The following is a 20,584-nucleotide window of genomic DNA, read 5'->3' on the forward strand; positions in this document are numbered from 1 at the left end:
GATCACACGTTTTCTATTATCCCAGGTTCTGTACAAAACACATCCGTGATCAGATCACCGTTTGGTAAAGGTTCGCGTACTGACTAGTTCGGCTGCGGGACCTCGGTCAGGGAGCGCGGACGAAGCCCGCCGTCCGGGCCGGATCCCGGAGCCCGGCTCGAGGGCTGGACGGAGCTTTGCGCGGTCTCTTGGACCTCTGTTAGAGTTTTTGCCCGGAGCCCGCCGCGCCGGATACCCCCCAAGTTCGGGAGCGGCGGGTTTTTCCCTGTCCCGGAACGGCCTCACCGCGGAACCTGGCCGCCGGATCACGTCCGAGGAGGACAAGCCATGAGTATGGACCGGGCGGCGATGAGCTCCCTCTACAACCTTTCCCGAGCGCAGGAAGGCCGGCGCCCCTTCTCGCGGGAGACCATCCGGCGCGTGCTGGCGTTCGCCGTGCCGCACCGTGGGCGTCTGGTCGGCTTCATCCTGCTCTCCGTCGTGGCGGCGTTCCTGGCCGTGGCCACGCCTTTGCTCGCAGGTCAGGTGGTCGACGCGATCGTGGGCGGCAAGGACGTCGACCTGGTGGTCCGTCTCGCCGTGCTGATCGCCGTGGTCGCCGTGGCCGAAGCCGGGGTCGGGCTGCTGGTCCGGTGGTTCTCCGCCACCATCGGCGAGGACGTCATCCTGGACCTCCGCACCGCCGTCTTCGACCACGTGCAGCGCATGCCGGTAGCGTTCTTCACGAGGACCCGCACGGGAGCCCTCGTCAGTCGCCTGAACAATGACGTGGTCGGCGCGCAGGCGGCCTTCGCCGGGACGCTGTCCTCCGTGGTCAGCAACCTGGTCTCCCTGACGCTGACGCTCGTGGTGATGCTCGACAAATCCTGGCTCGTCACGCTCCTCGCGCTGGTCCTCCTCCCGCTGTTCCTGGTGCCCGCACGGCTCATGGGCGGCCGGCTGGCAGCGCTGCGCCGTGAGGCCGCCGCCCAGAACGCCTCCATGGGCACGCAGATGACGGAGCGCTTCTCGGCGCCCGGCGCCACTCTCATCAAGCTCTTCGGCCGGCCTGCGGACGAATCACGGGAGTTCGAAGCACGTGCGCATCGCGTGCGGGACATCGGCGTCCGGACGGCCATGCTGCAGTTCACGTTCGTCACGAGCCTGACGCTCGTCTCGGCGCTCGCGCTGGCTCTCGTCTACGGGGTCGGCGGCTGGCTGGCGCTGCACGGGACGCTGGGAGCGGGCGACGTCGTCGTGCTGGCGCTGCTGCTCACGCGCCTCTACGTGCCGCTCACCGGCCTCAGCAATGCGCGCGTGGAGATCATGAGCGCGCTGGTGAGCTTCGAGCGCGTCTTCGAGGTGCTGGACCTCCGGCCCATCATCCGCGAGGTCGAGCAGCCGCGGACGTTGCCCACGGGGGCACTCGCCGTCGAGTTCAAGGACGTCCGGTTCTCCTACCCGTCGGCCGAGCAGGTGTCCCTGGCCTCCCTGGAGGACGTCGCGGTGCTGGACTCCCGGGGAGGCGAGGAGGTGCTGCACGGTCTGAGCTTCCGGGCCGAACCGGGGCAGACCGTGGCGCTGGTCGGGTCGTCGGGCGCCGGCAAGTCCACCGTCGCGCAGCTGCTCGCACGGCTGTACGACGTCGACGCGGGAGCGGTGCTGCTGGGCGGCTCCCAGCCGGGTGACGGCGTCGACGTTCGCGAGCTGAGCTTCGACTCGCTGCGCCGGGGTGTCGGCATGGTGACGCAGGACGGACACCTGTTCCACGAGACCATCGGCTCGAACCTCCGGCTCCCGCGTCCGGATGCGAGCGATGACGAGCTCTGGGACGCCCTCCGCCAGGCCCGGCTCGAGGACATGGTGCGGTCGCTGCCCGACGGCCTGGACACGGTGGTGGGGGAGCGCGGCTACCGTCTCTCCGGCGGCGAACGCCAGCGCCTGACGATCGCCCGCCTGCTGGTGGCCGGCCCGCGCGTGGTCATCCTCGACGAAGCGACCGCCGCCCTGGACTCCGCGAACGAAGCAGCCGTGCAGGAAGCGCTCGCGGCAGCGCTGAGTGGGCGGACCGCCGTCGTGATCGCCCACCGTCTCTCGACCATCCGGGACGCCGACCAGATCCTGGTGGTCGAGGGAGGGCGGATCGTCGAGCGCGGCACCCACACCGAACTGCTCAGCGCCGGCCGACGCTACGCGGAGCTGTACACCACGCAGTTCGCCGAGGCCCATGACGCCCTCCAGGACGCCGGCCAGGACCTCGCGGCGGATCCCTCAGAGGGCGGGGAGAGCGGTCAACCCCCTCAGGACTGAGCCGCGGAGGACCCCGGGCATCACTTCGCCGCGGGTTTCCCATTCACCGTGGAGCGTTCCGGGGGTGTCAGCGGGTTCTGGCTGAACGCGTCCCGCGGCTGGAGGGAGAAACCCTGCCAGTGCACGTCCATGGGGCTCTGATCTTCGTCCCGCGGCACATGGTGGTAGGACACCGCCACCCAGGAGACGACGTCGTCGAGCTTCTCCCCGGACACGAACTGAGGAATCCCCGAGGAGGGGCAGCCGGCGGACAGGTTCTGGGTGGCGTAGCGCTCGCAGTCCTTGAACTGGGTGAACGCCACGTCATAACCGAAGGCCGCATCGCCCGCACCGGGTCCGGTCTGGCCGGCGTGGTCGCCATGGTTGTGCGGCGTGTACCCGTCGCTCTGATCGAGCTGGACGCGGTAGGAGATCTGATGGCCGTCCTGGTTCTTGGCGCCACCGAGCACCCGCCACCAGCGGCGGTCATTCCGGAGCCGCTGGGTCTCCGTGGCGAGGGGGGTGAACGTGCCGTTCACGATCGCCGCGTCCTTGCCGCGCTGCCCCGTGAAGTCCGCGTTGTACTCCTGGACGCTCTGAGGTCCCGGGAGCCCCCAGTGGATCCGCCAGACCGCATTGTGGCTGTGGCTCGTGGCGGCTTCGGACGTGCCCGGTCCCACGGGTGAACCGTGCGCCGCGTCGTGGGAGTAGTCCTCGGGGGAGAGATCTCCGGTGGCGCCGAGCCGCGGAGTGATGCTTCCGTCTTCACCGAAGCGGTAGAGGGAGAGGTATTCGTACCAGCCGACCACGGAGAGCGTGCTGATGTCGAAGGAACGGCCACGTTGGGCGACCGGGCTTCCGGTGTACTCGCTGCGGCGGCCCAGACCGGCGTCGACCTCCTCCGTGCAGAGCACCTCGCGCGTCTCCGACCCGCCGACCGCACCCGTGCCGAAGTCGGGCAGCGTCGCGGCGACCCTCGTGCCGGAGCACTCGGCCGGGCCGAGCGTCTTCATGTTGCGTCCCCCGAATCCATGTTCGGTGATGTCCTTGGTGGTCCGGGCGCCGGTGTCGTAGGGGACCTCCAGCTGCGAGAGCGAGATCTCCTGGACGACCGGGAGCGCCTCCTTGCCCGGCGCCGTGTAGGTCACTTTGGTGAGGGTGAGGCCCTGCTGCGGATCGACGCTCCAGCACATGCTCCAGGAGCTGCCGGCCGGGAAACGATGAGTGAGGGCCTTCGCCCCGTCGCCGCACTCCGGGGCGGAGGCCTCGGGCGCCGTGGACGACGACGCCGGCGCGGGCTCCGCGGGAGCCGTGCGGCCGGGTGCCGCGAAGGTTCCCCCGGCCCACCCGCCGAGGAATACGAGAACTGCGGCGGCAAGAGTGAGAAGGAGCTTGTTCCTTCGGGTCACCGTTCCTCCTGGAGGTTTCTGAGGTCCTGACGAGACGTCAGGGAGCGGACGCGCCGAGGGTGTGCCGTCCTGCGACGGCACACCCTCGGGTCAGGCTGGCAGCGGTCAGCAGCCGGCCGGGGTCGCCTTCGCGGAGGACTTGCCCAGGTCCAGACGTGCGCCGTCGGCGGACTTCAGGAAGGACAGGCTCAGGGCCGAGAGCGAATGCGAGCTCGGCACCGGGACGCCGCCCGCGGGGGTGCAGGTTTCGGTGCTCTGGCTGTTGACCTTCACGGAGACCACCTGGGTGGCCGCGGTGAAGACCGGCTGGAGCATGTTCACCACGGTGGAGGTGAACCCGAACTTGATCTGGTTGATCAGCAGATCGAACACGCCGTCGCCGGCATTGGCGATCACCAGGTTGTAGACCGGACGGAAGACCGTGCCGACCCCATTGGCGGACTTGGCCAGGGTGGTCACGAGGGTTCCGACCACTCCGCCGAGCAGCCCGCTGCTGTTGTTGACGGGCGCCGGGAGGGTGCCAGTCGCAGCCTGCTTCAGCGTGAAGCTCCAGGTGATGTTGAGGCCGTTGGGGCTCAGGAGGAGCGGACCGACCCAGCTGAGCTTGATCTTCACGGCGTCGAGGGAGTTCTCCACGGCGCCGACCGCGATGTTGGTGGCGTCATGCATCAGATCGTGGACGGTCTGAGCGATCAGTGGGTAGTCCTTGGAATCGATGAGCTCCTTGTTCGGGGTCTGCGAGTTCAGTCCGCCGGAGGCGAGCTGATCCAGGTGGACCTTGACGGTGCCCGTGGACAGGTCGATGGTGACGAGCTTGTTCTTGGAGGTCAGCGGCTGGGCCAGCAGCTTCGAGAACACCTTGTCGCGGGTGTTGCTCTGCACGGTCATGGTCGGGGTGGGAAGGACGACGCCGAGCAGGCCGTTGAGCTTGTTCAGCGGAACGCCCTGGTTGACGATCTGCTCGATCTTCCGGTCCACGGCTCCCAGACCGTTGTACAGCTGTGCCGCCGCGTTCTTCACGGCGGAGGACTTCACGGTGACGTCGGCCTGGCCCACGCGGTACCGGCCCGGTCCGCCGACGCCGTCCGGATCCTGCAGACGTCCGTTGACGAAGCTGGTCTCCGAGGCGAAGGCGCCGAGGTCGAGCGTCACACTGTCCACGAGGCCCGCCGGGATGGTGGACCCGGCGCCGGCCTTGATCAGGTCGATGTGTGCGGCCTGTGACGGATCACCGGTGGTGGGGAACGTGAAGTTCTGCCCGAGCGCCCCTGATGCGCCACGGGAGTTGAGCGCCGAGCCGGCCTGGCTGATGCTGGTCAGCAGACCGCCGGAGTCCAGCCGGACCAGGCTGGAGAGTGCCACGGACGAACCGCCGATGCTGGTGCTCGCGGAACCGAGCTGCACGTCGTTCGGCACGTAGCCGTAGTTGGGTCCGGGGTTGGAGGGGTAGGCCGCGGAGCTGCCGCCCCAGGTGACGGCGTTCTTCCCTGTGAAGGACACCGAAACGGGGGCGGAGGAGGCCGAGGACGGCGACGGGGTGTCCGCGACGGCGGGGGAGAGGCCGGCGCTTACCGTGGTGAGTGCCACGACGGCGGTGACGGCGCCGAGACGGCGTCCCTGCTGCCATCGCACGGAGGCATGAGAGTGCGGTGATGGGGTCATGACAGATTCCTTAGGAGTGAATGAACCTTGAGATTTCTCTCAAAGGGTGTTGGAACTGACATCACAAACGTTGACATCTTGGTAAATCAGTGTCAATAAGTGTCCACACCCAGGTGTTTTCGAAATATCCCGGACGGCGCGGCCGCAGTAGCCGCTGTCTCAACGGCACCGGCCGGGGACCTGGGACGGAGCACGTCCCGGGAGCGGAATTTCGCATGCCGGAATTCGTTGTGCCGTGAAATTCTTGAGGGTCCGAAGCCCCGGAAACGGTGTGACGCCAGGGGGCCGGGCGACGGAATAGGCCCCGGAAGCCGTCACGGCTTCCGGGACCTATTCCTGACCGTCGGTCGTCAGGCGCGTTTGACGCCTCGGCTCCATCAGGCGACGGATGTGCCGCGCGCCGGTGACTGACGCCTGCTCAGCGTGCTCCGCGGGCCTCCAGGAGCGCGGGAAGGACGTGTTCGGTCAGCAGCGGAGCCAGGTCGCCGGGCCACTCCAGGTCCAGGTCGAGCCAGCGGATCGCCTCGATCTCCGCGGCGGGGGCGGCCTCCCAGACTCCCGGCGCAGTGAACACGCTGGCTTTGATGACGGTGTCCGCCTCGTTGGCCGCTGCCGCGTCCCAGGTTCCCAGATGCTGAAGATCGTCGGCAGGGATCGTGATGCCGACCTCCTCCTCGAGTTCACGGCTTGCCGCCTGCGCCGCGGTTTCGCCGGGCTCGGGCTTCCCTCCGGGGTGCATGAACTTCTCCGTGCCACGCTTACGGACGGTCAGGAGGCGTCCTTCCCGGTCGTAGACACAGACGGCGGACACGGTGAGGAAGTGCGGAGAACTCATGGATCAGTACCCTAGCAAGCCGCGGCGAACGGGAGGTCTCGGCGTGGGCGGTCATGCTCCTGGAAAGCACGGAACCGCGGCACGCTGCTGCGTGCCGCGGTTCCGGCGTCGAACTCTGCGTGCCCTCGATTGGATTCGAACCAACGACACCGGCTTTAGGAGAGCCGTGCTCTATCCCCTGAGCTACGAGGGCGGGCGGACAACGCCTTTAAGCATACAAGCTCGAAGGCCCGAGCTAGGCCTGGGCCTTCTTCCGGCGAGGCAGCAGGACGAGGACCGCACTCACCAGACAGAGCACGAAAAGCACCCACCCGGCGACCACCAGGATCGAGGCCCAGGCGACGGCTCCGTCGGACGGCGCGGCCGTTGCGAACAGCCCGTCGATGGCGAAGTTGCCGACGACCCGGACCACCACGAACAGCCCTGTCAGCGACCAGAGGATGGTGCGGAACCAGGAGCGGGTGGTGTTGACCCCGATCACCAGGGCCCAAGCCAGCCCGAATAGCAGCGGGAACAGCATGCCTGCGGTCTTGTGCACCCAGTTGAGCTGGCCGCGTGCGGCATCGTTCATCGCTGCGCGCAGCTGGTCGATGGCGGCGGCGTCGAAGCCGAAGACTCGCGAATCGGGCATGGTGAGACCGCCGCTGAGCTGCGTCATCTGGGACAGCGCCATGAGGTGCAAGTACCAGAACATGAACAAGGCGGCGACCACGGCCGCGATGACGAGCATCTTCGCGCTGGACTGCGGCTGCTGCGCCGACGGTTGCCCGGGCTGCGGCTGTCCGGACTGCGGCGCCGACTGCCGCGCGGCGGCGCGCTGCCTCAGCGGGTTGATGACCGGCGGGGGAGCGGTGTCCGGGACGTCGGCCCGGGAGCCGTGCTTCTTGATGCGCTGGGCAGGCGTTTTGGACATGTCCTCCATTATCGCGGATACGCTGGAGTCATGAGCATCGGCCGCCACAGCACCGCCAACCCCGACCCTTCTCTGAGCGACGCCGCCCTGGCCGAAGTGCTGGTCCGGGAGGCCGGCTCGCTGGCGCAGCTGATGCGCGCGGCGGGGGTCACCTCGCAGCAGAAGACGAACGTCGCCGATGTGGTGACGGAGGCCGATCGCGCGGCCGAGGCGTACATCGTGGAGCAGCTCCGGCGCTGCCGTCCGGACGACGGGATCCTCGGCGAAGAGGGCTCGGCCCATCCCTCCGCGAGCGGCCGCACCTGGGTGATCGACCCCGTGGACGGCACCTACAACTTTCTGCGCGGCTCCACGTACTGGTGCTCCGCGGTCGCGCTCGTCACGGAGGAGGACGGCGTGCGCCGCCCGCTTCTCGGAGCCGTCCATCAGCCGGAGGAGGACAAACTCTGGCTCGGCGGGGAGGGTCATCCTGCGACGCTCAACGGCAGGCCGCTGAGCGGTCCGGCGGGCAAAGATCTGGCCGAGTCCAGCGCCGCCACCTACATCCACCCCACCTGGCTGCAGGATCCTCTGTGTGCCATGCCCTGGCATGCGGCGGCCGTGGGTGCGGCCTCCTTGAGGATGCTGGGCTCGGGCTCCTGCGATCTCTCCCGGGTGGCGCAGGGCGAGATCGACTGCTGGTTCCAGCACTCTTGCCCCGACTGGGACTGGTTCCCGGGTGCCGCGCTCGTGCTGGCGTCGGGCGGAGCCGTCGACGTCGTGACGGTCAACGGCCTCCGCTGGTTCCTTGCCGGGAGCACGACGGCGGTGGCGCAGCTGCGGGCCGCGATGCTCACCACGCACGTGGGCGGCTGAGCTCTCGGCAGTCCTTCCTGCGCACCCGAACACGGAGTGGGCCCCAGGCTGACGCCTGGGGCCCACTCCGTGTCTCTGACAGCTACTACAGGACGGGCGTTGCGGTGCCCGTGTAGTTGAGGGTGCCGCCGCCGAAGAGAACGGCACCCGTTGCGAAGACGTTGAGATCCCAGGTCAGGGTGACGGGGCAGGTGATCTGCAACAGCGACGGCAGGCCCACGAGGATCACGTTCACGGTGGCGGTGACGCGGGTGGGGCGTACTGGGTTGTTGCCGAGCACGTAAGTGCCGTTCGGGAAGGTGATGTTACTGAACAGCCAGGTGCCCGGGAGTGCCCCGATCTGGCCGAAGGTGCCGGTGGCGGTACCCAGGCCCGTACCCACGTGGGTGCTGCCATCGCTCATCGTGAGGGTGGCCGAGGTGACCACGGAAGTGTAGAGCGGCTGGAACAGGCTCAGATCACAGTTGCTGGAATCCAGCCCGAATACGCCGGCGAAGGCGAGGGCGCCCTTGTTGCCCAGGACGACAGCCTGGCTGGTGGTGGCCCCGCCGAGCAGGACGCCCGGCTGGATGCAGGTGGGGCAGACGGGACCGCCGGAGGCGGCCGCTGCGGGGGTGCCGATGGCCGCAGCCAGCACCGGCGTGGCCCATGCGGCGCCGCGGAGAACCCGGCGGCGCTCGATGGACTTGCTCGTCTCGTTACTCATTATTGGCTCCTGGAAGATGCGGGTGATGAGCCGGATCCCTAATTCCGGCTTCCTATGAGTTGTATCACGATGTCAGAGCTATTTGTCAATGATTTAAAAGTCTGCGACAGATAGTCATACGTATTTGATAGGCGTCTCTCGGGGCGGTCCGGGAACGACGCCGCTTTCCCGATCGACCGGGAAAATCCGCAGGCCCTTTCCGGCCGCTCCGCCGGGACCCTGGAAATGAGGCGACGCCGGCGGACCGGCCGCCGACGTCGTCGTGATGAAATTCGCAGTTCAGGGTGATGCGCGGACGGTCAGCGCTGTTCTGCGGCCTCGCGCAGGACCTCCGCTATTTCCTCGACGAAACTCTCCATTTCGTCGAGTCCTTCCACCGGGCCGCCGGCCAGATAGCCGTCCGCCCCCAGGAGCACCGCGGACGGGGAACTCGTCAGGCCGAGCGCCCTCCAGGCGAGGCTCTCGTGGTCATAGAGGACGCCCTCGGCCGTGGGGATGGAGCGACGGAGCGGCTGGTGCGGCACCGTGCTGAGGATCCTCACGTCGACCTCGGGGAGGCGCTCGCTCCACTCGGCCACCTTGCCGGCCGCCACGTGGCTCGGTTTGCAGACGCAATTGAAAGCCACCAGGAGCTGGGCCTTGGCCGACGCGAGTTCCCGCAGCGTCTGGACCCCGCCGTCCTCCGACTGCAGCAGGGCTGCTGGAATCGGGTCGCGGGCGTAGTCCTCGTCCTCGGGATCCGACACATCGGCACTCGTGTCCCCGCTTGGCGTGTGCGGCACGGGGCCGGACTGGTTCTGCCCCGACCGGGTCACGACCAGGACCGTGAGGGCCACGAGCAGCGCGACGTCGGCGATCCACCAGAGAACCGTGAAGTCGCGGCCGATCACGGAGGGGACGGCGCCGCCACTGAGGGCCAGCCAGAGCGTGAGAACGCCGAGGAGCACCAGAAGGGAATTCCGGACGAGCGTCTTGACCGAAACACTCTGATCACCGATCCGGCCGAAGCATCCGCAATTCGGCCGGGGATCGAAGGTCAGGGCACGGGCGATGACCGCCCAATAGGCGATGAACAGTCCCAGCGAGAGAATCGCAGCGACCGTGAATGTCCCCTGCCACGGGGACAGCAGCAGAACCGCGAGCAGAATTTCGCTCCAGGGCAGCAGCCACGCGAAATAGTCATGGCGCAGAAATCCCGGCAGGCGGAGTTCCGTCACCACGCTGAGCATGGATTCACGGTCCCGCAGTTTGGCAATCCCGCTCAGGACGAGCACGGCCGCGAGACCGATCGGAGCGAGGACGAGCGCATCCGGTGTCAAAGTTCCTCCACTGATTCCTTAGTACGGTTTGCGTGCGTGCGCGATAGCGGTGGAAATGCTCAGTTGCCGTTCTTCAGGTTATTGGCCGCCACGAAATCGGGCATCTTCCCGGCTTTCAGGGCGTCAGCCAGACCGGTCGCCTTGGCGGTGTCCAGGTTCACGATCGACTGCCCGTCAGGGGACCAGCCGGTCCCGAGCGTGGGAAGCGTGAACATGACCGTGGTCGACGGCCGGATGTCCTTGAGGTCCAGCGCGAGCTCCCCGGCCTTCTGCCCGGTGAGGGCAGAGTCGACCGTGATGAACGGGGAGATCTCGTTGACGATCGAGCTGAGGGTTCCCGGGTTGGCGAGGACCTCAGGCTTGGCGATCTTGTTCATCAGGGAGCGCAGGAAGATCCGCTGGTCGCGCACCCGCTGGTAGTCGCCGTCGTTGAACGCATACCGCTCACGGACGAAGGCCAGAGCGGTGGTCCCGTCCATGTGCATGATGCCCTTGGGGTAGTAGACGCCCTTCTTCCCGTACCCGGTCGAAGTGAACGGCACAGGCACGTCCACGTCGACGCCGCCGACCGCGTCGGTGAGCCCCTTGAAGCCCTCGAAGTCGATGAAGGCCACATGGTCGATCCTCTGTTTGAGGAGACCCTCGACCGTCTGGACGAGGAGCGGCACCCCACCGAAGGCCAGGGCCGCATTGATCTTCGCCTCACCGTGCCCGGCGATGGGCACCCAAGTGTCACGCATGATCGAGATGAGGTAGGCGTTCTTCCGGTCAGCGGGCAGCGTGGAACAGCATGAGGCTGTCGGATCGCTGGTCCGAAGCGTTCCCGGCCTCGGCGGTGTCCTTCGTGGCGCCGCGGCTGTCCGAACCTACCAGGAGGATGTTCACAGCCGCCTTGTCGCCCACTTTGGTGACGGCGGGCCGCTCACTCTCCGCCGGGAAGGCGGAGGGGAGTTTGGCCGTCTTGGAGTCGAAAGTGTTCATCAGGCCGGCGATGTAGATGAACGCGGCCATACCGGCCAGCACCACGATCGTGGCGAAGCTGACCAGAGTCCAGAGGGCGACCCGCCTCTTCCGTTTCCGGGGCGTCGCCGGCGGGACCGCGGTCGAGTCCGCGGAGGATTCCGACGGGAGATCTGTGGGGCTCATGGCTTCCTCGGTGTTGCTCGGGCGGGAAGAGGAGATCCTCCCGGCGTGATCAGGTGGTCATGTCCTGTAGCCTGCTGAAGTCGTTCTGTCGGAGAAAGGTGTTCCATGACGCGCGGATGGCTGACCTCAGCCCGTGGGGCGTTCGCCCTGTACATGGTGGCGCTTCTCCTGGTGGTGCTTCTCCCGGCGGATGACGCGCGCCATGTGACCGGATTCGTCTCCGTCATCGCCGATGTCCTCTCCACGGTTGGGATCCCCCATCAGCCGGCCGAAGTGGCGGTCGAGTTCCTGTCCAACGTCGTGCTGTTCATGCCGTGGGGATTCTTCCTCCGGTTATTGAGCCGTCCGGGTTTGCCGAGCTGGGCCGTGGTGCTCAGCGGGGCCGTTCTGTCCACCGCGATCGAGCTCCTGCAGCTGGTGATTCCCGGCCGGGTGACGGCTCTGTCTGACGTCATCGCCAACACCCTGGGCACCGTGGCCGGTGTGCTGGTGTTGAAGGTGTTCCTGGCCATCACGTCCCGCCTCAGTGCGCGAGGCGCCGGCCGAGGCCTGCGGCGATCCGCTGGGTCAACTCACTGATCTGGCGTCCCACCGCACGATGCACGTCTTCCGGCTTGTTGATCGGGTCCTGCACATCGTCCTCCGCTGAGAGCGGTGCCAGATGACGGGACGACGACGCCGTGCGCACCACGCCGCTCAGGACTGAGCCGGCCGCCGCTTCCGTCGGCTGACCCCACAGCGGTACGTCGGTCGCCGTCGCGCCGTCCTCCGCGGGCGGCAACGCCTCAAGGATCCGGCCGAACTCCGCCAGGGTGAACGTCCGCTGCGCGGCGGTGGGGTAGCGCTTGACCAGGTCGTCGCGCTGGCCCCGGGTCATGGTCAGCACCAAGTCCGAGGCCCCCACGATTTCCGCCGAGATCTGACGCCCGACGGCCCCCGAGGGATCACCCCCGTATTCCTGGGACAGGGCGGCGGGCCACGGCTCCATGGGCGCACCCACCACAGCCTGGAGACCGGCGCTGAGCAGTTCGAAATCGCTCAGGCCGGTCTGGGCCAGGCGAGCCCTCAGCAGCTGTTCGGCCAGGGGCGAGCGGCAGATGTTGCCGATGCACACGGTCAGAACGGTCGACGGCGGCTTCCGGGCGGAGGCGGCGGAACGGGACATCAGGCCCTGCTACGGTCCCGACGGCGCATGTGGCGCTGCGGCTCGAGCTCCACCGGCTCGGTCTCGCTCACCGGGGTGGACTCGGTGGCCGGCACGTGGCTCGCGCGGGGCGACTTGTCGCCGGCGTCCTTGCGGTTGTAGTACGTGTAGTACTGGTAGCCGTAGCCGGCGCCCGAGGCGGACTTGCGGGGCACGCCGTTGATGATGATGCCGAGCGGACGGCCCTTGACGCGCTCCAGGTTCTGGAGGGCGCGCTTGAGTTCGTCGTAGGTGCTCTTCCCGGAGCGCGTGACCACGAGGGCGCCGTCCGTCTGGGCCGTCAGGATGGCGGCGTCGGTGACGGGGAGCAGCGGGGGAGCATCGATCAGGACGATCGCGTGCTTGGCGATGTCCTGCAGCATCTTCTGCATGACGTTGGAGCCGAGCAGCTCGCTGGGGTTCGGCGGAACGGAGCCCGCGCCGAGGACGTAGAGGTTGCCGCTCTCGCCCCAGGGCTGCAGAACCTCGTTCAGGTTCGCACGGCCGATCAGCACGTCGGTGAGGCCGATCGTGGTGAGAAGGCCGAACGTCTTGGCCACCGTGGGGCGGCGGAGGTCGCCGTCGACCACGACGACGCGCTGGCCGGAAGCCGCGATGGTCTGGGCGAGGTTCGCCACTACGGTGGTCTTGCCCTCGCCCGGCAGGGCCGAGCTGACCACGATGATGCGCGGCGGGTTGTCCACATCCATGAACTGGAGGTTGGTGCGCAGCTCACGGATGGCTTCCGCGACGGCATGGTCCTGCTGGCTCGTGTTGTCCAGGTCGTTGCCGCCGTGTGAAGCGACGATGCGGTGCGTGCTGTCGAAGTCCTTGTTGAAGGGGACCGTGCCGATCACGGACAGCCCGGTCTCTGCCTCCACCTGCACGGCGGAGCGGACGCGGCGGTCGAAGACGTTTCGCAGGAACGCATACAGGATCGCCACGATGAAACCTGCGGCGAGACCGATGATCAGTGCCAGCTTCGTGTTGGGTGAGGTCGGGGAGGTGGGCAATTGTGCCGAGTCCAGCGACTGAAAGACGACGATCGACTTTTCCTTGGAGGTTCCGCCGGCATTCTCAATCTGGGCGACCTGCTGTCCTACAGCTTTCACCCAGGCTTCGGCAAGATCACGGGCGCCTTCGGGCGTGTTCGCTTCAGCTGTGAACTTCAGCGTCGCCGTATCCAGCGGATTTTGTGCGGAAATTCGACCGATGAGCTGCTCCGGAGCGATGTCCTTGAGCTTCAGATCGGTGATCACTCGCTCGGCGACGGTCCTGGACTTGGCGACATCCAAATAGGACTTCGCGCGGGACTTGGAGTAGCTTTCGCCTGCCATGGCAGTGCCGATGTCTTTGTTCACACCGATCGAAACGATGCCGCTGGCATCGGCGCTGTACACCTTGGGCTGCAGCAGACTCCAGCCGAACGCCACCAGGACGCCCAGAACCGTGATGCCGAGGACGGAAACCCAGTGTGCCCTGAGAATTTTCCAGTAATCGGTCAGCTCCATGTACATATCCCCTTGGTGGTGCGGTGAAGAAAGAGTCCCAGCGCCAGTGCAGAGGCCTGGCATCCTGAACATCCTAGCGCGTGGATCTAAAGTGTTACTCAATAACTTGTGGTTGACATTGGTGTCGCAAGCTAGAGGCGAAAATCGCCCGGAGCTGACGGCAAAGCGATGTGCGGTCGGCGAATGGTTTGTGGTCCGCCTGGTGGGGGGAATTGTGGAACGGCATGATGTTCTGGCGAGCCGGTCAGAGCCGGGTGGGTCGCCGTCGTTTGACAGCGGAAAGCCCGACGCGGGTGATGTCGCGGAGTGTGTGGTGGGGGAAATCGTTCTCAGTCACATCGAGGGCGAGCTTTCGGCTCTGGTTTTCCCCGCAGAGTGGGTGGACCTCTTCTATGTGAACCGAGCAGTCGTCGTGAATCCGGTGGACGGGACGTCGAGGGAGCGGAGTGACGCCTTGCTGGTCGTTCCCGGTGGGGCCGAGGTGAGATCCCCGTTTCGTAACCACGGCGACGTCGACCGGATCCGGCTGTCCCGGAGCACGGCGGAGACGTTCGCTCCGCACGCACTGTCCGGTGTTCAGTTCTTCCCGGCTCTGACCAGGCTCGACAGAGCGACCCACAGTTTCATCCGCGCGATGATGGGACATCCGGTAGAGCATCGGAGATCTTCCATCGAGGACTATGCCTCGGAGCAGATCGTCCTGGAACTGGCCGGAAGCGTGCTGCTGGAACACTGCGGCTCCTCTTGGGCGCCGGGATCGGCGTCCTCCGCGTTGCGCGATGAGGCCATGGCCGTGATCGCTCAGCGGTGCGCTGACAAGCAGCTGAATCCCGAGGCCGTGGCGAAGGCCGTGCAATCGTCTCTGCGCAGGGTTCAGGCATCCTTTGCGGAGGTCGGAAATTCCATTGCTGCAGAGATCCGGCGCCAGCGGGGCCGGTTGGCGAAAAACCTGTTGACGGATTCCCGCTACGACGTGCTGAGCGTGCAGCAGATCGCGGAACAGACCGGCTTTGGCACCACGGCCGCTCTTCGGCGGGCGCTGGATGAACTCTATGGCTGCGGACCGCGCGAAATGCGTGAAGGGCGTGCCCCTCTCTCGGAATAAGTCCGCTTTAATATCCGAGAGGAGGCTCCCGAAAACGTTCTCTTGAAGGTGGCGTATGCCCCTCGACCTCGAACGATGAAGGGTAAAGCAAGGTCGCAGAGATCGCCATAAAGCACGTTTCGCGCAGATCTTGTGTCGTTAAGCGCCAACTTTCCCGGAATGGCGTTCGGGCCCTCAAGCCCGTGGTTAGGCTCTCAATCACCAGGGGGGAACCAGCATTCGCAAGGTTCCGTTGCCCACAGACTTTTGTCGTGATTCGAAACATTGAGGAACCATGAGCGAACTTAAGCTTTCCAACTCCGCCAGCCGTCGCGCCGTCGTCAAGGGCGCCGCGTGGTCCGTGCCCGTCATCGCCGCTGCTGTCGCCGCTCCGGCCGCCAGCGCGTCCACTTCCGAACTGGGCGCCCTGGCGCTGAACGGCACCTGTGGTGTGCTCGGTGTTCTCGGCCCGGGTTTCACTCTGACCGCCTCCGCCACCGCTCCGATTCCGGCCGGTACCGTCATCACCATCTCCGGTTCGGGCGTCGCCAACATCGGCGTCTTCAGCGTCACCGGTGGCGTGGCCACGGTGAACGTCCTGAGCGGCACCAGCCGTCAGATCACGCTGACCGCTCCGCTCGCGGCTGGCACCACGCTCAACCTGCGCACCACCCTGTCACTCACCGTCGCCTTCGGCCTGAACGCCACCGTCGCCCTGCCCAGTGGCTACACCGCCACCGGCGGAAAGCTCACCGGTTCGGTCAACTCCACGCTGGTGCTCTGCAGCGCAGCCTGATCATTCCCCTCATCGGAGGGGCTGGCGGAATGCCCGGGGCCACCACCTCGCCGGCACCGGCTTTCAGGCCGGTCGGACGAGGAACGCGAGGGCAGGAACCTTTCGTCCACCTGCATCGTGAAACGCGTCAGCAATTCTGCTGGCGCGTTTCGCGCTTCCTGGGGAGTGAACTAGGGTATTCGGAGGGGTCGACGACATTGTCGTATGGCATGACTTTTGGTTGAAGAAATCATTGGTGTGGGGGGAAATTGCAGTCCGACGACATTCTCGTGAATGCCTTGGGTGGAGTGGTGCGGGTGCGCCTGGACTATTCGGCCCATTCCCTCGATGAGACGCGCCTCCAGGCCCTGCGGGATCCGTGGGTCGATGCCGGTGCGGATGACCATGACGTGATGTCGGGAGCGACCGATGTCTTCGAGCTCAGCTGGCCCTTTCCTGACGAGGAGAACCTGGGTCGCTCGATCGCGGACCTCTCCACCCATGCGACGCTCGCCGCGATCGAAGGCCGCCGGGGCCGGCTGTTGATGCTCCACGCGGCCGGAGTGGCGGATGAGGACGGGCGGGTTCTCGCCTTCATCGGGCCCTCGGGCCGTGGGAAGACCACTCTCGCCCGCACACTCGGACAGCACTATTCGTATGTCACGGACGAGACCGTGGGCATCGAGCCCGACGGCACGGTCCATTCCTACCGGAAGCCCCTTTCCATCATCCGCGAAGGGGAAGCGCACAAGGAGCAGGTCGCTCCGTCGCTCCTCGGCCTCAAGGAACTGCCCGGGACCGGCTTGCGCCTGGCCGGCCTGGTCCTGGTGTCCCGGGTGCCGGATCTGCAGGGCCCGCCTGAGATCACCACGCTGGAACTGTGCGAGGCTCTTGCGGCGATAGTCCCCGAAGTCAGTTACCTCGCGGACCTCGAGGAACCCCTCCAGATGATGGCGCGGCTGGTGGACCGCTGCGGCGCCATCCGTCAGGTCACCTATCGGGAGGCCTCGGATGTGCCGCCCCTGGTTCCACAGCTTCTCACTGCAAGCCCGTCTGAGACGTGGGAACCCGTCCTTCCGGTCCAGGATCCTCCTGGCGCCCACAGCTCTCTGCACGAGGTGACCTACGTGCCGGAGCCGGTGCTGGACGCGGTCGAAGCCTCCGGGCAGACGGCCATCATCGACACGAGCCGGGTGGTGCACATCCTCGACGGCGTCGGGCCGGTCATCTGGCGCTCACTGTGCGCGGGTGGGGACTTCGAGAAGATCGCCCACGACGTCGAGGCGATGTTCGGCACCCCGCCGGACCGAGGCCTGGAAGAAGCGGTCAGCGGTGTTCTGCGCGCTCTGGCGGATGCGGGGCTCCTTCGCCGGATCCCCGATCGGGCGGCATGAGCACCGGAGCAGCGGGCGCACCTCAGCCCGAGCCGCGCCCGACGACGCCGGACGGCAGCGAAGGCGGGGCGCAGGCGCCGGGGGGTGGACGCCGTCGTCGTCCTCTTCACAAATCCTTGTGGTTCCAGATCCTCCTCGCCGTGGTGGCGGTGGCACTCGTCCAGGGATTCCTGGTCAAGGTGTACCAGGTCCCCTCCGGTTCGATGGAGAACACCCTCAACGTGGGGGACCGGTTGCTCGTCAACCGGGTCGCGTACGCCGGCTCGTCGCCTGAGAGGGGCGACGTGGTGGTCTTCCGCAAGCCCGCCTCCTGGGGTCCCCAGAGTGAGCACGGCGCCCTGCGCACAGCCGTCGGCTGGTTCGGGGATCTGACGGGGATCGGCCCGGGCAACACGGAGTACATGGTCAAGCGCGTGATCGGGGTGCCCGGTGACACCGTCGCCTGCTGCGATGCGCAGGGCAAGGTGACCGTGAACGGCGCCGCGATCGACGAACCGTACATCTATCAGGATTTCCCGTGGATTGACGGGACCTCGACCTGCACAGGCGCGCAACGGACGGCACGGTGTTTCCGGTCTGTCACGCTCGGGCCCGACGAGTACCTGCTGCTGGGCGACCACCGCTCCAATTCGTCGGATTCGGTGATCTCCTGCCGCAACGCCGCGGCCACGCCAGGGTGCGCCCGCACGGCGTCCCGCGAGGAGATCATCGGCCGTGTGGACTGGTTCCTGTTCCCGTTCAGCAAGTGGGGTAAAGGCGTTGGGTGAAAAGACCCGGACCAGCTGCTCGACAGCAAGGCGTTCCGATCCATTCCGGACATCGTGGAAGCAGTCAGAGATCGTTGCGAGTTCTCCGTGGCCCGAAGGATGAATGATGGTTGACTATTTGATCGGCGCAGTCGCCGTAGTGGTACTCCTGCTCGGAATCTTTCTGCCTCGATATAAGTTCGTGTGGGGTGTGTATGCGATCTTTGCTTCGGTGAGCCCCGCGCCCGTTCTGCTGGCAGCCAGCCCGTCAGCTCTGTTCGCAGGCGGCACTCTGCTCCGAACCTTTTCAACGGCCGTCCGGATGCTGAGTCAGCCAGTGATGTTGGCATTGTTCGCGTTGACAGTCACTTATGCACTTTCGGCGGCGTGGTCTCCCAGGCCGTTGGCGGCATTGGGAAGTTCGCTGACCGTGTTATGCATAGTGGGCGCAGTCTGTCTGGCGACGGCCTCAATTGGAGAAGGCGAGCCCAAAGATCTCTTCGCGCTGACTGCCATCGCCACCGCTCCGATCGCTGCGATTCAGTCCATCAGTACGATCGTCTTCAGGCTTGACCTTCCTCTCAAAGATGCGTACCTTCATTCCTCGATTCCGACTCTTCTGTTGGGCGCAGAGGGACGAGACCTGTTCGGAACCATGGGGAACAACGTCCTCGACCCGCTGAAATCAGGCGGAGTGCTCTTCGTGAACGGCAACAAGGCCTCGATGGTCATGGCGGTGTGGGCGCTGATCTACTTGGCGTTGTGCGTCAGGAGGCGGTCGTTCCCGGCGGGTGCCATGGCGGCGCTCTGCCTTGCCGGAGCTATCGCGACGAATTCGAAGACCGCAATGATCTTGGCCTTCTCCATGATCCCGGTATTCTTGATTCTTCCGACTGTCATTCGACGTCAGCGGCACTCCGCCTCCTCCGTTCTCGGCTTTGTATCGCTCCTGGCAGTTGGGCTTGGGCTTGCCCTGATTGCGTCGAAGCTTTCGGAATATCTTGTGGGCCTCGACGAATCCGCGAGCGCGAGGGACAGATTGTGGGCGGCGGCAGCGGGCTATTTCCAAGAGAGCCCATGGCTCGGACTAGGGGCTGGCGGCTGGAGCGAGCGATGGGCCCAGGACGCCTCCGGGTACGGTTTGCCTATGCTTCCGCCGCACAACATGGTCATCGCGGCTTGGGCATCAGCTGGGGCGGGCGCTGCGCTGTTGATCCTGGCGATCATCGGTATGGTGGGCGTCACATACATCCGCAGGATTCGACGGGCTGAGCTAAAGCGCGATGCTTGGGCTCTCTCATTTGAGCTGGCGGCCTTTACTTGGATGATTGCGCACTCGATGTATGACAACACTGACTTCTACGGGACTCCCCAGACAATTCCATTCGCCGCATTGATGATCTGGCGCTGCTACTCGTTCAAGAAAGACGCATCAAGGTCGGCAGACTTTGAAAAGGCGCGCAAAGCTACCGTATTCCAGTAAATTCGAGAAGTTCCAGTCAGCTTCCATCATGTCGCCACCACAGAATTTTGGGTGGCGTGATGGGACTTGCGCATGATTCAGGGGTAGACATGTCGAAGAGAACGGACATTCAAGGCCTCCGTGCGCTTGCGGTTGTCCTGGTTGTCACGGCACACTCATTACTTCACTGCCTGCTTCGGTGCACGATCGAGTCGTAGAGCGTCTCCAAAACCTGAGTGCAGCGCTGGATGTCGAAGCGCTTCTGAACATGTTCGCGACCTTGGCGCCCAAGAAGGTGTGCGAACGTCGAGTCGCCGAGCAGGCGTTCGAGGTTCGCGCTGAGGGCGGCGACATCGCCTTCCTCAGCCAGCAGACCGGTGCGCTCGTGGAGCACCGCCTCGGGCACGCCCCCACAGCGGTAGGCGACGGAAGGGATACCCGCCGCGGCTGCTTCGAGGAAGACCATTCCGAACGCCTCCACGGCTCCGTTGGCCGCTGTCTTCGACGGACCGAGGAAGACCGCAGACGAGGAGAGAAGCCGAGCGGCGTCCGTGGGCGAAATGGCGCCGACAAATCGCGCGCCTGTGCCGAGTTCGAAATCCAGCTTTTCCAGGGAAGCGCGCATGGGACCGTCACCGGCGATCGTCAGAGGGTGCGCATCACGGAGGTCCTGAGGAAGTCTCGCGTAGGCACGGAGCCCGTCGTCGACGCCTTTCACATCGGCCAGACGACCTAAGAAGACGACACCCTGACGTGGTTGTGTGTCAAAAACCGGGGCCGGAAGGGGTATGCCGATCGGCACAGTGTGGATTCGGTCTGGAGGTGCGCCGAGAGATTCCAACCGCGTAGCCAAGAAGGAAGAGTTGGTGACGAGCGCGGAGGCGTAGGAAAACAACTCCTGAAGGCGCGCACGGTAGAGCCGGGAGAGTGGGTCCTTCTGATGTGGAAGTACATTCACGTCAACGCCGTGGAAAGTCACCACGAGCGGCAGCCCGAGCTTGCGAAGGGTGGGGACGAGCAAGACCGCGTCCATCCCGAAGTGAGCATGGACCAGAGACGGGTCGATTTCCATCAACGTCCTGCGCAGAGTTCTGCTCGATCGGGTGATCTTCAGCAGGCGACGTCGGTTTCTGCTTGCCCCCGGCATCACGGGGACATCTGCGCTGGACGCGATCGGCGAATTCACCAGGTCCAGGCCGAAGAGCACGCCTTCCCACGTCGTCAGCGCGTCCACCTGATTGCGGATGAATGTCTCAGAGCCTGCCAGGAGAAGCTCCCGGAAGATGGCAACACGGGGCCGTTCAGTCGACATGACG

19 protein-coding genes and 1 tRNA gene are annotated in these 20,584 nt (G+C 65.9%); 8 read left to right on the forward strand and 12 right to left on the reverse strand.

What is annotated here, in order from left to right; translation table 11 throughout:
* Window positions 1-327: 327 nt before the first annotated feature.
* Window positions 328-2,289 (forward strand): ABC transporter ATP-binding protein, encoded by a 1,962-nt coding sequence (locus tag QFZ52_RS02405; RefSeq protein ID WP_307496033.1) that lies wholly within the window; start codon window positions 328-330, stop codon window positions 2,287-2,289.
* A gap of 20 nt (window positions 2,290-2,309) precedes the next feature.
* Here QFZ52_RS02405 and QFZ52_RS02410 read toward each other — a convergent pair whose 3' ends face one another.
* The 5 genes from QFZ52_RS02410 to QFZ52_RS02430 all read right to left on the reverse strand — a co-directional run bounded on the left by QFZ52_RS02410 (window position 2,310) and on the right by QFZ52_RS02430 (window position 7,087).
* Window positions 2,310-3,677 carry a copper amine oxidase gene (locus QFZ52_RS02410; RefSeq protein ID WP_307496034.1) on the reverse strand — a complete coding sequence of 456 codons (1,368 nt, stop codon included), beginning with the start codon at window positions 3,675-3,677 and terminating at the stop codon, window positions 2,310-2,312.
* 105 nt (window positions 3,678-3,782) lie between these two features.
* The gene (locus QFZ52_RS02415; protein WP_307496036.1) at window positions 3,783-5,339 is read right to left on the reverse strand and encodes a choice-of-anchor G family protein; all 1,557 of its coding nucleotides are present in this window, start codon (window positions 5,337-5,339) and stop codon (window positions 3,783-3,785) included.
* 418 nt (window positions 5,340-5,757) lie between these two features.
* Entirely contained in the window at window positions 5,758-6,174 is a 417-nt protein-coding gene (locus QFZ52_RS02420; RefSeq protein WP_307496038.1) for an NUDIX hydrolase, read from the reverse strand.
* Window positions 6,175-6,294: 120 nt separating this feature from the next.
* Window positions 6,295-6,367: transfer RNA gene (locus QFZ52_RS02425), tRNA-Arg, on the reverse strand.
* A gap of 42 nt (window positions 6,368-6,409) precedes the next feature.
* Window positions 6,410-7,087: a hypothetical protein gene (locus tag QFZ52_RS02430; protein ID WP_307496040.1), complete on the reverse strand. Its 678-nt coding sequence runs from the start codon at window positions 7,085-7,087 to the stop codon at window positions 6,410-6,412.
* A gap of 30 nt (window positions 7,088-7,117) precedes the next feature.
* Here QFZ52_RS02430 and QFZ52_RS02435 point away from each other — a divergent pair, with 30 nt between their 5' ends.
* Window positions 7,118-7,942: an inositol monophosphatase family protein gene (locus tag QFZ52_RS02435; RefSeq protein WP_307496042.1), complete on the forward strand. Its 825-nt coding sequence runs from the start codon at window positions 7,118-7,120 to the stop codon at window positions 7,940-7,942.
* An 85-nt stretch (window positions 7,943-8,027) separates the two neighbouring features.
* Here QFZ52_RS02435 and QFZ52_RS02440 read toward each other — a convergent pair whose 3' ends face one another.
* From QFZ52_RS02440 to QFZ52_RS02455, 4 genes are all read right to left on the reverse strand, one after another.
* The gene (locus QFZ52_RS02440) at window positions 8,028-8,648 is read right to left on the reverse strand and encodes a hypothetical protein (protein ID WP_307496044.1); all 621 of its coding nucleotides are present in this window, start codon (window positions 8,646-8,648) and stop codon (window positions 8,028-8,030) included.
* A 299-nt stretch (window positions 8,649-8,947) separates the two neighbouring features.
* A complete protein-coding gene (locus QFZ52_RS02445) occupies window positions 8,948-9,967 on the reverse strand; it encodes a MauE/DoxX family redox-associated membrane protein (protein ID WP_307496045.1) in 1,020 nt (339 codons plus the stop codon).
* 59 nt (window positions 9,968-10,026) lie between these two features.
* Window positions 10,027-10,707: an LCP family protein gene (locus QFZ52_RS02450; RefSeq protein ID WP_307496048.1), complete on the reverse strand. Its 681-nt coding sequence runs from the start codon at window positions 10,705-10,707 to the stop codon at window positions 10,027-10,029.
* Between the two features lie 28 nt (window positions 10,708-10,735).
* Window positions 10,736-11,113, reverse strand: a complete 378-nt coding sequence (locus QFZ52_RS02455) for a hypothetical protein (RefSeq protein WP_307496050.1) — start codon at window positions 11,111-11,113, stop codon at window positions 10,736-10,738.
* Between the two features lie 105 nt (window positions 11,114-11,218).
* On the opposite strand from QFZ52_RS02455, the gene QFZ52_RS02460 reads away from it, so the two are divergent.
* On the forward strand, window positions 11,219-11,692 hold the full coding sequence (locus tag QFZ52_RS02460; RefSeq protein WP_307496051.1) for a VanZ family protein: 474 nt from the start codon (window positions 11,219-11,221) through the stop codon (window positions 11,690-11,692).
* Here the strand turns inward: QFZ52_RS02460 and QFZ52_RS02465 are convergent.
* Window positions 11,637-12,278, reverse strand: a complete 642-nt coding sequence (locus QFZ52_RS02465) for an arsenate reductase/protein-tyrosine-phosphatase family protein (RefSeq protein WP_307496052.1) — start codon at window positions 12,276-12,278, stop codon at window positions 11,637-11,639. The two genes, QFZ52_RS02460 and QFZ52_RS02465, sit on opposite strands and share 56 nt — an antisense overlap.
* Window positions 12,278-13,807 carry a polysaccharide biosynthesis tyrosine autokinase gene (locus QFZ52_RS02470; RefSeq protein WP_307496055.1) on the reverse strand — a complete coding sequence of 510 codons (1,530 nt, stop codon included), beginning with the start codon at window positions 13,805-13,807 and terminating at the stop codon, window positions 12,278-12,280. Before QFZ52_RS02470 ends, QFZ52_RS02465 begins: the two co-directional genes overlap by 1 nt.
* Before the next feature lie 91 nt (window positions 13,808-13,898).
* Here QFZ52_RS02470 and QFZ52_RS02475 point away from each other — a divergent pair, with 91 nt between their 5' ends.
* The 5 genes from QFZ52_RS02475 (at window position 13,899) to QFZ52_RS02495 (ending at window position 19,289) form a co-directional block, all read left to right on the forward strand.
* A complete protein-coding gene (locus QFZ52_RS02475) occupies window positions 13,899-14,912 on the forward strand; it encodes a helix-turn-helix domain-containing protein (RefSeq protein WP_307496056.1) in 1,014 nt (337 codons plus the stop codon).
* Window positions 14,913-15,186: 274 nt separating this feature from the next.
* The gene (locus QFZ52_RS02480) at window positions 15,187-15,687 is read left to right on the forward strand and encodes a hypothetical protein (protein WP_307496058.1); all 501 of its coding nucleotides are present in this window, start codon (window positions 15,187-15,189) and stop codon (window positions 15,685-15,687) included.
* Between the two features lie 269 nt (window positions 15,688-15,956).
* Entirely contained in the window at window positions 15,957-17,060 is a 1,104-nt protein-coding gene (locus QFZ52_RS02485; protein WP_307496060.1) for an ATP-binding protein, read from the forward strand.
* Window positions 17,057-17,827, forward strand: coding sequence for a signal peptidase I (lepB, locus tag QFZ52_RS02490; protein WP_307496061.1), 771 nt, complete (start codon window positions 17,057-17,059; stop codon window positions 17,825-17,827). Before QFZ52_RS02485 ends, lepB begins: the two co-directional genes overlap by 4 nt.
* A gap of 103 nt (window positions 17,828-17,930) precedes the next feature.
* Window positions 17,931-19,289 (forward strand): O-antigen ligase family protein, encoded by a 1,359-nt coding sequence (locus QFZ52_RS02495; RefSeq protein ID WP_307496062.1) that lies wholly within the window; start codon window positions 17,931-17,933, stop codon window positions 19,287-19,289.
* Window positions 19,290-19,452: 163 nt separating this feature from the next.
* Here QFZ52_RS02495 and QFZ52_RS02500 read toward each other — a convergent pair whose 3' ends face one another.
* A complete protein-coding gene (locus QFZ52_RS02500; RefSeq protein WP_307496063.1) occupies window positions 19,453-20,580 on the reverse strand; it encodes a glycosyltransferase in 1,128 nt (375 codons plus the stop codon).
* Window positions 20,581-20,584: the final 4 nt, after the last annotated feature.

Origin of the sequence: Arthrobacter woluwensis (assembly GCF_030816155.1) — a bacterium.
Lineage (GTDB): Bacteria > Actinomycetota > Actinomycetes > Actinomycetales > Micrococcaceae > Arthrobacter_E > Arthrobacter_E woluwensis_A.

What these genes read in the sequence shown, in the direction of transcription:
- lepB (WP_307496061.1), top strand. Translation starts at nt 17,057, where the DNA reads ATGAGCACCGGAGCAGCGGGCGCACCTCAGCCCGAGCCGCGCCCGACG.
- QFZ52_RS02465 (WP_307496052.1), bottom strand. Translation starts at nt 12,278, where the DNA reads ATGTCCCGTTCCGCCGCCTCCGCCCGGAAGCCGCCGTCGACCGTTCTG.
- QFZ52_RS02455 (WP_307496050.1), bottom strand. Translation starts at nt 11,113, where the DNA reads ATGAGCCCCACAGATCTCCCGTCGGAATCCTCCGCGGACTCGACCGCG.
- QFZ52_RS02460 (WP_307496051.1), top strand. Translation starts at nt 11,219, where the DNA reads ATGACGCGCGGATGGCTGACCTCAGCCCGTGGGGCGTTCGCCCTGTAC.
- QFZ52_RS02435 (WP_307496042.1), top strand. Translation starts at nt 7,118, where the DNA reads ATGAGCATCGGCCGCCACAGCACCGCCAACCCCGACCCTTCTCTGAGC.
- QFZ52_RS02450 (WP_307496048.1), bottom strand. Translation starts at nt 10,707, where the DNA reads ATGCGTGACACTTGGGTGCCCATCGCCGGGCACGGTGAGGCGAAGATC.
- QFZ52_RS02495 (WP_307496062.1), top strand. Translation starts at nt 17,931, where the DNA reads ATGATGGTTGACTATTTGATCGGCGCAGTCGCCGTAGTGGTACTCCTG.
- QFZ52_RS02470 (WP_307496055.1), bottom strand. Translation starts at nt 13,807, where the DNA reads ATGGAGCTGACCGATTACTGGAAAATTCTCAGGGCACACTGGGTTTCC.
- QFZ52_RS02420 (WP_307496038.1), bottom strand. Translation starts at nt 6,174, where the DNA reads ATGAGTTCTCCGCACTTCCTCACCGTGTCCGCCGTCTGTGTCTACGAC.
- QFZ52_RS02415 (WP_307496036.1), bottom strand. Translation starts at nt 5,339, where the DNA reads ATGACCCCATCACCGCACTCTCATGCCTCCGTGCGATGGCAGCAGGGA.
- QFZ52_RS02405 (WP_307496033.1), top strand. Translation starts at nt 328, where the DNA reads ATGAGTATGGACCGGGCGGCGATGAGCTCCCTCTACAACCTTTCCCGA.
- QFZ52_RS02440 (WP_307496044.1), bottom strand. Translation starts at nt 8,648, where the DNA reads ATGAGTAACGAGACGAGCAAGTCCATCGAGCGCCGCCGGGTTCTCCGC.
- QFZ52_RS02500 (WP_307496063.1), bottom strand. Translation starts at nt 20,580, where the DNA reads ATGTCGACTGAACGGCCCCGTGTTGCCATCTTCCGGGAGCTTCTCCTG.
- QFZ52_RS02430 (WP_307496040.1), bottom strand. Translation starts at nt 7,087, where the DNA reads ATGTCCAAAACGCCTGCCCAGCGCATCAAGAAGCACGGCTCCCGGGCC.
- QFZ52_RS02480 (WP_307496058.1), top strand. Translation starts at nt 15,187, where the DNA reads ATGAGCGAACTTAAGCTTTCCAACTCCGCCAGCCGTCGCGCCGTCGTC.